Below are 11413 nucleotides of genomic sequence, written 5' to 3'. Positions count from 1 at the left end.
GTGGGCATGGAGCGCCCGGAGGGGCCGCACCCGGACTCGGCGGTCGTGGCCCCTCGGATTCCGCGGGACCTGATCCCGAGCTGACGCGCAGGGGCGGCACCGTCGAGCGGAACCGGCCTCCGGCGTCGCGGGAGGCGCCGACCTGGATCCGGTCGCAGCGCGGTGACGCGCGGACGCCGATCTCCTCCGGTGCAGTCCCGCCGAGGACCCCGCGAGGCGGGCGGTGCCGCGACGCCGTCAGCGAAGCGCCCGGGTCAGGCCCAGCGCCGCTGTGCGCACCGCGGTGCCGAGCTGGGCCGGATACCAGCGAGCCACGGGAACGGCCACCGAGACGGCGGCGACCACCGTGCCGTCCGCGGCGAAGACGGGGGACGCCACGCAGTTCACCCCGACCACCGCCTCCTGCTCCTCGTAGGCCAGGCCCGCCAGCCGGGCCTGGTCCAGCAACACGCGCAGACGGACCGGATCGGTCACCGAGTGAGGGGTGAGACGGGGCAGCGGGCCGGCAAGCACCTCCTCGCTCGCCTGACGAGGGGAGAACGCGAGCAGCGCCTTCCCCACACCGGTGCAGCTGAGGGGCAGGGCGCCACCCACCCTGGAAGGCAGGGGCAGCTTCTCATGGCCGTGGATGCGCTCCAGATAGACCACCGACCGGTCCTCCCGGATGCCGAGGTGGACCGTCTCCCGCGTTGCCTCGAACAAGTCTTGAAGGAACGGCAGCGCCGTCTCACGCAGCTCCTGGCGGCGCGGCACCAGACCGCCGAGATCGAAGAGCAGACCGCCGAGCTGGTACTCCTGCCCGACACGCTCCAGCAGCCCGAGGCGCACCAGGTCGGCGGCGAGCCGGTGCACGGTGCTCTTGGCCAGTCCGGTGCCGGCGGCCAGCTCGGACAGACGTCGCCTGCCGCCCTCGGGGCGGAAGCAGTCCAGCAGCCACACCGCCCTGTCGAGCATGCTGCCCTGCACCGAGTCGTTGCCTGTCACGACTCCAGCCTGCCACGGAAGGGCTGGTCCAGGCCCATATGTTCCGTGTGGCGGAACGTTCCTTGGTTCCCGGTGGCCCACCGTCTATACCTGCCTCATCGAACCACCCACTCCTGTCCCGACCCATCCCGGAGGTCGTCCGCCATGAACTCCCCCGCGGTCCGCGAGGCCGCCGACCTGCTGGCACGGGCCGAACAGACCGGCAAACCGGTGCCGCCGGTGCGCGACCGGCTCCCCGCCCATGACGTCAGCGCGGCGTACGCGGTGCAGCGACTCAATGTGGAACGGAAACTGGCCGACGGACGCCGGGTCGTCGGGCGCAAGATCGGGCTGACGTCACCCGCCGTACAGGCTCAGCTGGGCGTGGACCGGCCCGACTTCGGCGCCCTGCTGTCGGACATGGCCGTACCGGACGGCGGCAGCATCCCCGTCGGCCGGCTGCTGCAGCCGAAGGTGGAGGCGGAAGTGGCGCTGGTGCTCGGCGCCGACCTCGACATGGCGGAGCCTCATGTCGCCGACATCATCCGCGCCACCGACTTCGCCCTGCCCGCCCTGGAGATCGTCGACAGCCGGATCGCCGACTGGGACATCACCTTCACCGACACCGTCGCCGACAACGCCTCCAGCGGACTCTTCGTACTCGGCGGCACCCCCGTCCCGCTCACCGGCATCGACCTGCGACAGGTGACCATGACGCTGCTGCGCGGTGACGAGAAGGTCTCCTCGGGCACCGGCGCCGACTGCCTGGACGGCCCCCTCAACGCCGCGGTGTGGCTGGCCGGCGCTCTGGCCGAGATGGGCGACTCGCTGAAGGCAGGCGATGTGATCCTCACCGGGGCTCTGGGGCCGATGGTCCCGGCCGCTCCCGGGGACCGGTTCGAGGCCCGAATCTCGGGACTCGGCTCCGTCCGCGTCCGTTTCGCCCCCGAAGGAGCTGCCCAGTGACCACCAAAGTCGCCGTCATCGGCTCCGGCAACATCGGCACCGACCTCATGATCAAGGTGCTACGGCTGTCGGAAACCCTGCGGATCGTCGCGATGGCCGGTATCGACCCCGAGTCCGACGGCATGGCACGCGCCCGGCGTCTCAAGGTCCCCACCACGCACGAGGGGATCGACGGGCTCGTACGCATGCCCGAGTTCGCGGACGTCGAGATCGTCTTCGACGCGACCTCGGCCGGCGCCCACCAGCGCCACGAGGAGGTCATCCGCCCGCTGGGCCGCACACTGATCGACCTCACACCGGCGGCCATCGGCCCCTACGTGGTCCCCCCGGTCAACGGCGACGAACACCTCTCCTCGCACAACGTGAACATGGTCACCTGCGGAGGCCAGGCCACCATTCCGATCGTGGCCGCCGTCAGCTCCGTCACCGCCGTCCACTACGGGGAGATCGTCGCGTCGATCTCCTCCCGCTCCGCGGGCCCCGGCACCCGCGCCAACATCGACGAGTTCACCGAGACCACCTCCTCCGCCATCGAGAAGGTCGGCGGCGCGGCACGCGGCAAGGCCATCATCGTCCTCAACCCCGCCGAACCGCCGCTGATCATGCGTGACACCGTGTACTGCCTCGTCTCCGACTGCGACACCGACCGGGTGCGCGAGGCCGTCCTCGCCATGGAGCGCACCGTCCAGCAGTACGTACCGGGCTACCGGCTCAAGCAGGAGGTCCAGTTCGACCGGGTGCCGGCCGACGACCCCCAGCGCGGCCTCCTCCCGGCGAGCGAGCGCGACGGCACGGCCTGGAAGGTCTCCGCCTTCCTGGAAGTGGAGGGCGCCGCCCACTACCTGCCCGCCTACGCCGGCAACCTCGACATCATGACCTCCGCCGCGCTGCGCACCGCCGAGCGCATCGCCGCCCACCACAAGCAGGAGGTGCCGTCCAAGTGACCAGCGATCTCTACATCCAGGACGTGACCCTGCGGGACGGCATGCACGCGGTCCGGCACCGCTACTCCGTCGAACAGGCCCGCTCCATCGCCTCCGCACTGGACGCGGCGGGCGTCGCCGCGATCGAGATCGCACACGGCGACGGCCTCTCCGGCTCGTCCCTCACCTACGGCGTCGGCGCCCACACCGACTGGGAATGGATCGAGGCCGTCACCGACGCCGCGCGGCAGGCGATCCCCACCACACTGCTCCTGCCCGGCATCGGGACGGTGCGCGACCTCGAGCAGGCACACCGGCTCGGCATCCGCTCGGTGCGGATCGCGACCCACTGCACCGAGGCCGACATCTCCGCCCAGCACATCGCGGCCGCCCGCGAACTCGGCATGGACGTCGCCGGCTTCCTGATGATGTCCCACATGGCGGAACCGGCCGACCTCGCCCGCCAGGCCAAGCTGATGGAGTCGTACGGCGCCACCTGCGTGTACGTCACGGACTCGGGCGGGCGCCTGACCATGGACGACGTCCGCGCACGCTTTCGGGCCTACCGAGACGTCCTCGCCCCCGAGACACAGATGGGCATCCATGCCCATCACAACCTCGCCCTCGGCGTCGCGAACAGCGTGGTGGCCGTGGAAAGCGGCGCGATCCGCGTCGACGCGTCCCTCGCCGGGCAGGGCGCGGGCGCCGGGAACTGCCCGCTGGAGGCGTTCATCGCCGTGGCGGACATCCACGGATGGAAGCACGGCTGCGACCTGTTCCCGCTGATGGACGCCGCCGACGACCTGGTACGTCCCCTACAGGACCGCGAAGTGCGCGTCGACCGCGAGACACTCACCCTCGGATACGCGGGCGTGTACTCCAGCTTCCTGCGACACGCCGAACTCGCCGCCGAGCGGTACGGACTCGACACTCGCTCGATCCTCGTGGAGGTCGGACGACGCAAGATGGTCGGCGGTCAGGAAGACATGATCACGGACATCGCGCTGGACCTCGCACGGCGATCCGCCCAGGACTCGTGACCCGCTTCCTCTTCCGGAGCCGTACAGGGCCCCGAAGAGGGCGTACTGATCGGGGACGGGAATCCCGCGGTACGGGCGGCGGCTCGCGACCTGGCGGAAGCGATCGACGGCCACGGCTGCGAGGCATGCCGTCCGCCCTGACGGCCGGCCCGCCCGGAACGCCGGCCCGGCAGACCCCGGCGTCGCGGCCGATGCCGAGGGCCTTCGGGATGGCGTCCCCTTACGCGGGGCGGGGGCGGCCTCTATCCTGCTGACGCCTGTACCGGTATCGCGTACCCCTGGGGGATGGGTGACAGTACTCGTACTGCTCCTCGCCGGCGTGCTGACCGTCGTCGGGGTGACGATGGACAACGGCCTCGTCACACGGCTGAGCTGGGTCCTGTGGGCCCTCGGCGTCGTTCTGGCCGTCCGGGGAATCGTTCTGGCCAGGCGGCGTATGAGCCCGGAGGCCCTGGCCGCCGCCGCGGAGGCGGGCGACCTCAACGCCCTACGGGTCCTGGGCATGATGGCCAAGATCCGCGGCGAACCGGATGAGGCGGAGCGGCTGCTGCGCCGGGCCGCCGACGCGGGCGACGTCGAGTCGATGTGGGAGATGGGGCGCCTGGTGGAGGAGCGCGACGGCCTCCCCCCGTCGGAACCGTGGTTCCGCATGGCGGCGGGGAACGGACATGTGGTGGCCCGGCAGATGTTCAAGCCGGGGGACCTGTTCAACCGGAACGGGGACAATCCGCTGTAGCGGGCGGCGGCACCGAACGATCCGACCGGGTGCGGGCAGGAGCGCCGCGCCGGCCTGGGCGCACGGGTGCCACCCCTGGCGGGCGCTGCCGGGGCACGGTCCGCCACCCCGCGTACCCTCCCGCTCCCGGCCACGGACAAACGGCCGCACTGCCCGGCACGGTTCGCCGGGAGTTCAGTTCGATCCCTTATCGTGCCGACCGTACTGGCGCGCGGACCACGCGACATGTGCCTGAGCGCGGCCCGCAAGGAGAGACGGACTTGAGCAGCACACCCTCGCCCTCACCCGGGGTGCCGGACGAACTTCAGCGGCGCCTGGGGGTGCCGGACGCGGTGCTGATCGGGCTGGGATCGATGATCGGCGCCGGGATCTTCGCCTCCCTGGCACCGGCCGCACGCGCGGCCGGCTCCGGTCTCCTGCTCGGTCTCGCCCTCGCCGCCGTCGTCGCCTACTGCAACGCCACCTCCTCCGCCCGCCTCGCCGCCCTCTACCCGGCTTCCGGCGGCACCTACGTCTACGGACGGGAGCGGCTGGGCGAGTTCTGGGGCTACCTCGCCGGCTGGGCGTTCGTCGTGGGCAAGACCGCCTCCTGCGCCGCCATGGCCCTGACCGTCGGCTCCTACATCCGGCCCGACCAGGCCCACACGTTCGCCGTCGCCGCCGTGGTGGCCCTGACCGCGGTCAACTACGCGGGCGTGCGGAAGTCCGCCCTGCTGACCCGCGTCATCGTGGCCCTCGTCCTCACGGTGCTGGCCGCCGTCGTGGTCGCCTCCCTCACCTCCGGCGCCGTGGACACGACCCGCTTGGACATCGGCGCGGACGCGACCGCGGGCGGTGTCCTGCAGGCGGCGGGCCTGCTGTTCTTCGCGTTCGCCGGCTACGCCCGGATCGCCACCCTCGGCGAAGAGGTGCGAGACCCGGCCCGTACCATCCCCCGGGCCATCCCGATCGCGCTAGGCATCACCCTCGTCGTCTACGCCGCCGTCGCCGTCTCGGTCCTTCTGGTCCTCGGCCCGAGCGGTCTCGCCACTGCCCAGGCGCCCCTGACAGAGGCCGCGGGTGCGGCCGACGCGGACTGGCTCGTCCCCGTCGTACGCATCGGTGCCGCGGTCGCGGCCCTCGGCTCCCTGCTCGCGCTCATCCTCGGCGTCTCCCGTACCACCCTGGCCATGGCCCGCGACCACCATCTGCCCCACGCCCTCGCTGCCGTACACCCGAAGTCCAAGGTCCCCCACCGGGCCGAACTCCTCGTCGGCGCCGTCGTCGCCACAGTGGCCGCTACCTCGGACGTGCGCGGGGCGATCGGCTTCTCCTCGTTCGGCGTCCTCGCCTACTACGCCATCGCGAACGCCGCCGCATGGACCCTGAGCCCCGCCGAGGGCCGCCCGGCCCGGATCATCCCCGCCATCGGCCTGGCAGGCTGCCTCGTCCTGGCCTTCGCCCTCCCGCTGCCCTCCGTGATCACCGGAGCCGCCGTACTCCTCGTCGGCGCCGTCGCCTACGGCATACGCCGTGCGACCGCCCGGCAGGGGTAGGCACATCCCGGCCGACCGCACGGCGCCGACAAGCTGACCGCACGGCGTAGACGAGGGGAGTCATCGAGGTGACGCCGGATGGCCCGAAGACGCCGCGCGACGACATCGTTCCGTGGTCCGTCGTCGAGGGCGAGGGCCGCCGTCGAGGGCGAGGGCCGCACCCACGTCACCGAGACCCCGGGCGGGGCCGCGTACTCGGAACTCGACCTCGCCGGCGGCCAGTGGCACCGGCAGCGCGATGGCTGTCAGTGCAGAGTGCAAGGATGGTTGGCATGCCACTGTGTGAATACTTCTCGGCATCCGATGACGATGCAGCCGTCCGCGTTCTCGACCAGCTTGGCGGACCGGACACTTCAGGGTTCGACGTGGTTTCCCTCAAGGGGGTTGATCCGGTCGTCACGATGGCCTCCCTCGAAGCGATCCTCACCGGCTGCACCTATGTCGAGGCATCCGGGCGTCCTCGTGCCGGCCGGCTCCTCTCGTCTCCCGATCACGAGAGCGCGTTCGTCCTCAGCGTGTCCGACACCCTGCAGGAGGCCCTGGCGTCCGCCGCGCACGACGATCTCGCCGGGGCGGCCGGCGCGTGGGCCGAGACGGATGAGATGCAGGCGTACGGGTTCACCGCCGACACCGCTCGTGAGGTGTTGGTCCTGCTGTCCGGACTGGCAGGCCGTGCCGGCTCCGGATCTCGACGCCTGTACTGCTGGTGGGCCCTGTAGGCGGGATGAGTCGGAGGCGGATGAGCAGGGCGGAGGCTGCTGCCCTGGTGCGGCGAGTCATGGATGCGGACTACGTCTCCGAGGCGGAAGTCGACGGCCGGTCGGAGACGCAGGACCGACGTACGCGGCGACACATCGCGCCCGTTGTCCCACCGCCGCCGCACACTCCGGCGCACCCGTCCGTCAGCCGACCGGCAAGCGTTCACCCGAGAGCCGCCCACGTCGACGCAGGCGTGTGTCAGCGGGGCGGGTTCACCGATGGAGACGTCGCGTCGCAGCCCGTGACGGTGGCGACCCGCTCCCAGTAGCAGCGGGAGAGCACAAGCGGGATGTCCATGGGAAGTGGCGTGACAGCCTCCTCGACGGGGTAACCGCACACCGAGCCCTCAGTACGGGGAGCGGCGGAGGCGGACGGCGTACCGCCCGCCCCCGGGGCCCTGTCGGGGCGCTCCGGATCCGGTGCCTCCGCCGCAGTGGGCGGGATCCACCGCGGTAACCGTACGGCGAGGGCGTGGAGTTCACCGTAGGCCAGGACCGCGCGGGCGGACGGCCTGGCGGGCGGCGGCGGCGCGGCGCGCGAGACGATGAGGTCGGCCAACCGGCCCGGCAAGGACGGGCACAGCCGCTGGCGCAGGGAACGGGCCAGTTCGTCATGGGCCTCGTGCGGCCGTCGCACCCGGGCCAGCAGTGCCATCCGGCGTCGGCGCTCGCCTCCGGTGGACTCGCGCAGGGCCTGCCAGACCGCGTCGCGCCACGCCAGTTCGCACACCGCCTCCCGGATCCGGCCCTGTTCCCGTACCGCGACTTCATCAAGGGTGACCTCGCCGCTGAGCACCGTGGAGACGACCGCGATCCGCAGGTCGAGAGCGCGTAGCCACTGGATCGTCCGGAGCCGTGCGAGGGCGTCCGGCGCGTAGCGCCGGTGGCCCCCCGGACTGCGTCCGGCCACCGGCAGCAGGCCGATCCCGGAGTAGTACCGAACCGTCTTCACCGGAAGCCCCGCACGTGCCGCCAGTGCGCCGATGCTCCACCCCTCCCGCGGAGTGGTCTGCGTCACATCTCGGGGCATCCTCTTGAACCTCCAGCGTGGGGGAGTTCCTAACGTATGAACCGCCGCGCAGGGCGGCGACCGGGGATATCGCCGGCTGGTGCCGCCCTTGCCCGGAGAGCACGGAACCGACTCTCGGAACTCGATCTTCGGAAAATCGGAAAAGGGAGAACTATGCGAAGGACTCGGACTCGGACGCGTGCGCTGGCCGCGGTACTGCCACTGGTCGCCACCGCGGGCCTGATGACGGCCGCGACCCCCGCGCAGGCGGGCACCTCGGGCGCGCGGGGGTGTCTCAACCACCAGTGGTCGAACCGTGATTCCAGTGCGGGGCATGTGACATCGTCATCTCCCCTCCACATAGGGCCACACGGCTACTGCCTCGTGAAGGAGACTCTCAACGTCTTCCAAGTGCTCCAGTACCACTGCTCCGTCATGAACGAGTCGGGCAACGGCTGGACCCATGTCCGGATCACCGGCACGGACATCACCGGCTGGGTGTACGACGGCCATCTGAACAATTGGGGTTCCAACGTCCGGTGTTGACACCGGTCCGGCCCGGAAGCCGCCCCCGCTGGGCGGGCGGTGCCCCCGGCACCGCGGTGGCCCGCCGTGACCTCCTGGTCCCGGCGGGCCGTTGTGCGCACGAGGGCTCATCGTCCGGAGAGCGCCGACGACCGGTACTCGCTCGGCGGCTGCCCGTAGCGGCTCCGGAACACCCGTGAGAACTCCGAGGCCCGTTTGAACCCCCAGGCGGTGGCGATGGCGTGGATCGGCGTCGCGGCCAGCCCGGGATCGGCCAGATCGTGCCGGGCCTTGTCGAGACGGGCTTCCCGGATGACGGCGCTCACGGTGGTGCCGTACGGCTCGAAGCAGCGCTGCAGCGTCCGTAAGGACACATGATGAGCCGCGGCGATCACCGTGGGTGTGAGGTTGGGATCGCCGAGACGGCGGCGGATGAACGCCCTCACCGCCAGGGCCAGTGCCTCCGGATGGGCTTCGGGCGGTGTGTTGGGCCTGCTGAGATGAGTGAGGAAGGCCGTCGTCAGGTCGAGGACCGCCCGCCCCAGGTAGGGGGCAGCCGACGGGGAGTGGAGTGCGGGATCCTTGGTCAGCCGGACCAACAGATCGGCCAGCAGGGCCCCGAGTCCGGTGCGCGCGGGCAGGGGGGTGGCGAGGAGTCCGTCCACCTCGCTCGCCTGCCAGATGGCCGCCCTGGGGAACATGACCTCCACCATGGTGGTCTGCGTCCCCGGCCCCAACTGCCCCCGGTGGGCGTGGGACATGCTGTACAGCAGAAGGTCCCCCGCCTCCCCGCTGCCCTGGTGTCTGCCCATGTCGAGCGCGGCGGCTCCGGTCAGGACGACGGCGAGGAAGTACAGCTCGGGGTCGCACTGGCGGATGTGCCGGGGTGTGCGGCGCGACTTGATCGGCGGGCTGTCGAACTCCGATATGGTCACCGGGCCGAGGTCCAGCAGACGGTGCGTGGCCCGGTAGTCACCCGCGTCGTCGGTCCAGATGTCCAGGGGGGCGTGACTGGCGCATACCGCCGCCCGCCAGCACTCGAACCGGTCCCGGGTCGGCATTCTCGCCCCCTCGAAGACTGTCCTGATCGCTGTTCACCTCCTGTGCCGCGGCCCCGTTCGGTGGTCCGCGCCCGTCGGCGTCCGTGCCCCGCGGACGCCGGAGGCCGCGGGCGTCTGACGCGGCTCAAGGTACTGTCGCCCGCCTCGCCACGCCAGAGCATTCTGCGCACCTTGCGGATGGGGGCGGGTACCGCCCGGTACCCGCGGGACCGGTGAGTTCCCCGCATCCGTAAACCCAGTTCGGACGCGGTCCGGCGCGGTCGTCGGCGCGTGGGAGTGTCAGCCCCGGCCGTACACAGCGGTGGTCGTGTCCCTTTGCGGTCTCGCTGCTCCGACTCGTCGGCCCATCCCGCGTTTCACGTCGTCGTCGGCAGGGAGGGCGCCCTCTGCCCCGGACCGACGCACTCCGGTTCCGCCCGGTGCTCGGACGCGGTGGCTGTCGCGGATTCACAAGGGCGGAGGGCGTGCGGTGGTAAGGACGCGGCCGTCGACCCGCCCTACGGTGAGGGGGGTTCCGCGCGGTCGGCGCGTCGCACCGCCGGTGCCGTCGGCCGCGGACCGGATCACGCCACGGGGGTGATCCGCGAGGTCGGAGGACGCCGGTGCCCGCCCGGCCACCGGCGGCGGGACCCGGTGCGGTGCGGATCGGGCGGCTGTGCTCCGGGGAGTGGCCGCCGCGCGATCCGTGCCGCAGCGAGCCTTTGACCGTCACCTCGGGGACGCCCTGTCCGCCGAGGCGGAGGAGACCGAGGAGACCTATGAGCCCATCCGAGGCGACCGCCGCAGCCGCTGACATCGCGAACGCCCTCGCGTCCATGGAATCGCTGACGGACGACTTCCTGGCGGAGAAGAGCGAGGAGATCCCGGAGGCCGGACCGGTACACCTCGTGGACTCACTGCGCTCCTTCATGCGCGGCGGAAAGCGGGTACGCCCCAGGCTCGTTCTGGCCGGCTGGGTGATGGGCGGGGGAGGGGAGTTCACCGACTCCGTGGTGCGCGTCGCGGCTTCGCTGGAACTGTTCCACACGTCCACGCTGATCCACCAGGACGTCATGGACGGCAACGACACCAGACGCGGCCGTCCGGCGGTCCACCGGATGCCCACGGAAGGACGGGACGGGCGCGCCGGGAAGCGCGAGGGTCTCGGTACGGCCGTCCTCCTCGGAGATCTGGCCTCCCTCTGGTCCGGTGAACTCCTGGAGACGGCACCGCTCACTCCCACCCAGCGCGCCGCGACACAGCCGCTGATCAGCCGGATGCGCTCCGAGGCCGTGGTCGGCCAGTATCTGGACTTCCGTTCCGCCGGAAACCCGGTGGACGACATCGACGCCGTTCTGAGGACGAGCCGGTACCGAACGGGGAAGTACGGTATCGAGCGCCCGCTCCAGATCGGCGCCTCCCTGGCCGGCGCGGGCCCCGCCGTACTGTCGGCCTGCAGTGATGTCGCGCTCCCCCTGGGGGACGCCTTCCGGCTCTGCGACGACCTCCTCGGGGTCTACGGCAACCCCCGGACGACCGGGAGGACGAGACTCGAAGCCCTGCGCGCGGGGAAGGGAAAGTCCCTGGTCGCGCACGCGCTGCGCGCGTGTGACCCGGCCCGGCGGGAACAACTGCGCAGGCTCGCGGGCGACCCTCGGCTCGACGAGGCGGGAGCGGCGGAGATACTCGCCGCCCTCACGGACACCGGTGCGCGGCAAGCCGTCGAGCGCCTGGCCCGCCAACGGTACGCGCAGGTCCTGCGCGCGCTGAACTCCCGTCACTTCTCCGACCGGGCGATCGCGATGCTGATGGACATCGCGCAGTCCGCCGCCGGGAAGGCCGCCTGACGGCGCGTGGACCGGCCGCGACGCGGCACAGGGACGGCACATCGGCCGATTGCGCGGCAACCGGCCGATGA

At 71.6% G+C, this 11413-nt stretch carries 11 protein-coding genes; 8 read left to right on the top strand and 3 right to left on the bottom strand.

The genetic code is table 11. From position 1 onward, the window contains the following. Positions 1 to 237: 237 nt before the first annotated feature. On the bottom strand, positions 238 to 954 hold the full coding sequence (locus ACWEFL_RS28255; protein ID WP_451717728.1) for an IclR family transcriptional regulator: 717 nt from the start codon (positions 952 to 954) through the stop codon (positions 238 to 240). Positions 955 to 1128: 174 nt separating this feature from the next. Here ACWEFL_RS28255 and mhpD point away from each other — a divergent pair, with 174 nt between their 5' ends. From mhpD to ACWEFL_RS28225, 6 genes are all read left to right on the top strand, one after another. Beyond that, complete coding sequence (mhpD, locus tag ACWEFL_RS28250; RefSeq protein WP_451717607.1) at positions 1129 to 1929, top strand: 2-keto-4-pentenoate hydratase; 801 nt, start codon at positions 1129 to 1131, stop codon at positions 1927 to 1929. Continuing rightward, the gene (locus ACWEFL_RS28245; protein ID WP_451717606.1) at positions 1926 to 2873 is read left to right on the top strand and encodes an acetaldehyde dehydrogenase (acetylating); all 948 of its coding nucleotides are present in this window, start codon (positions 1926 to 1928) and stop codon (positions 2871 to 2873) included. The genes mhpD and ACWEFL_RS28245 overlap by 4 nt, the downstream gene beginning before the upstream one ends. 41 nt (positions 2874 to 2914) lie before the next feature. Then, positions 2915 to 3892: a 4-hydroxy-2-oxovalerate aldolase gene (dmpG, locus tag ACWEFL_RS28240; protein WP_451717725.1), complete on the top strand. Its 978-nt coding sequence runs from the start codon at positions 2915 to 2917 to the stop codon at positions 3890 to 3892. Positions 3893 to 4181: 289 nt separating this feature from the next. Next, the gene (locus ACWEFL_RS28235) at positions 4182 to 4628 is read left to right on the top strand and encodes a sel1 repeat family protein (protein WP_451717605.1); all 447 of its coding nucleotides are present in this window, start codon (positions 4182 to 4184) and stop codon (positions 4626 to 4628) included. A gap of 260 nt (positions 4629 to 4888) precedes the next feature. Then, on the top strand, positions 4889 to 6163 hold the full coding sequence (locus ACWEFL_RS28230) for an APC family permease (RefSeq protein WP_451717603.1): 1275 nt from the start codon (positions 4889 to 4891) through the stop codon (positions 6161 to 6163). A 272-nt stretch (positions 6164 to 6435) separates the two neighbouring features. Next, positions 6436 to 6882, top strand: coding sequence for a hypothetical protein (locus ACWEFL_RS28225; protein ID WP_451717601.1), 447 nt, complete (start codon positions 6436 to 6438; stop codon positions 6880 to 6882). Between the two features lie 238 nt (positions 6883 to 7120). On the opposite strand, the gene ACWEFL_RS28220 is transcribed toward ACWEFL_RS28225, so the two are convergent. Then, positions 7121 to 7939 carry a MerR family transcriptional regulator gene (locus ACWEFL_RS28220; protein ID WP_451717600.1) on the bottom strand — a complete coding sequence of 273 codons (819 nt, stop codon included), beginning with the start codon at positions 7937 to 7939 and terminating at the stop codon, positions 7121 to 7123. A gap of 165 nt (positions 7940 to 8104) precedes the next feature. On the opposite strand from ACWEFL_RS28220, the gene ACWEFL_RS28215 reads away from it, so the two are divergent. Beyond that, positions 8105 to 8476: an SH3 domain-containing protein gene (locus tag ACWEFL_RS28215; protein WP_451717598.1), complete on the top strand. Its 372-nt coding sequence runs from the start codon at positions 8105 to 8107 to the stop codon at positions 8474 to 8476. Between the two features lie 107 nt (positions 8477 to 8583). Here ACWEFL_RS28215 and ACWEFL_RS28210 read toward each other — a convergent pair whose 3' ends face one another. After that, positions 8584 to 9516 carry an AraC family transcriptional regulator gene (locus tag ACWEFL_RS28210; RefSeq protein ID WP_451717596.1) on the bottom strand — a complete coding sequence of 311 codons (933 nt, stop codon included), beginning with the start codon at positions 9514 to 9516 and terminating at the stop codon, positions 8584 to 8586. Between the two features lie 758 nt (positions 9517 to 10274). Here ACWEFL_RS28210 and ACWEFL_RS28205 point away from each other — a divergent pair. Next, complete coding sequence (locus tag ACWEFL_RS28205; protein ID WP_451717594.1) at positions 10275 to 11342, top strand: polyprenyl synthetase family protein; 1068 nt, start codon at positions 10275 to 10277, stop codon at positions 11340 to 11342. Positions 11343 to 11413: the final 71 nt, after the last annotated feature.

The sequence above is a fragment of the Streptomyces sp. NPDC004838 genome (assembly GCF_053600955.1).
This window is presented reverse-complemented; position numbering and strand designations above follow the sequence as displayed.

Excerpts from the sequence above, each read along its gene's own strand:
- ACWEFL_RS28205 (WP_451717594.1), top strand. The coding sequence starts at position 10,275 with ATGAGCCCATCCGAGGCGACCGCCGCAGCCGCTGACATCGCGAACGCC.
- ACWEFL_RS28210 (WP_451717596.1), bottom strand. The coding sequence starts at position 9,516 with ATGCCGACCCGGGACCGGTTCGAGTGCTGGCGGGCGGCGGTATGCGCC.
- ACWEFL_RS28215 (WP_451717598.1), top strand. The coding sequence starts at position 8,105 with ATGCGAAGGACTCGGACTCGGACGCGTGCGCTGGCCGCGGTACTGCCA.
- dmpG (WP_451717725.1), top strand. The coding sequence starts at position 2,915 with ATGCACGCGGTCCGGCACCGCTACTCCGTCGAACAGGCCCGCTCCATC.
- mhpD (WP_451717607.1), top strand. The coding sequence starts at position 1,129 with ATGAACTCCCCCGCGGTCCGCGAGGCCGCCGACCTGCTGGCACGGGCC.
- ACWEFL_RS28255 (WP_451717728.1), bottom strand. The coding sequence starts at position 954 with ATGCTCGACAGGGCGGTGTGGCTGCTGGACTGCTTCCGCCCCGAGGGC.
- ACWEFL_RS28225 (WP_451717601.1), top strand. The coding sequence starts at position 6,436 with ATGCCACTGTGTGAATACTTCTCGGCATCCGATGACGATGCAGCCGTC.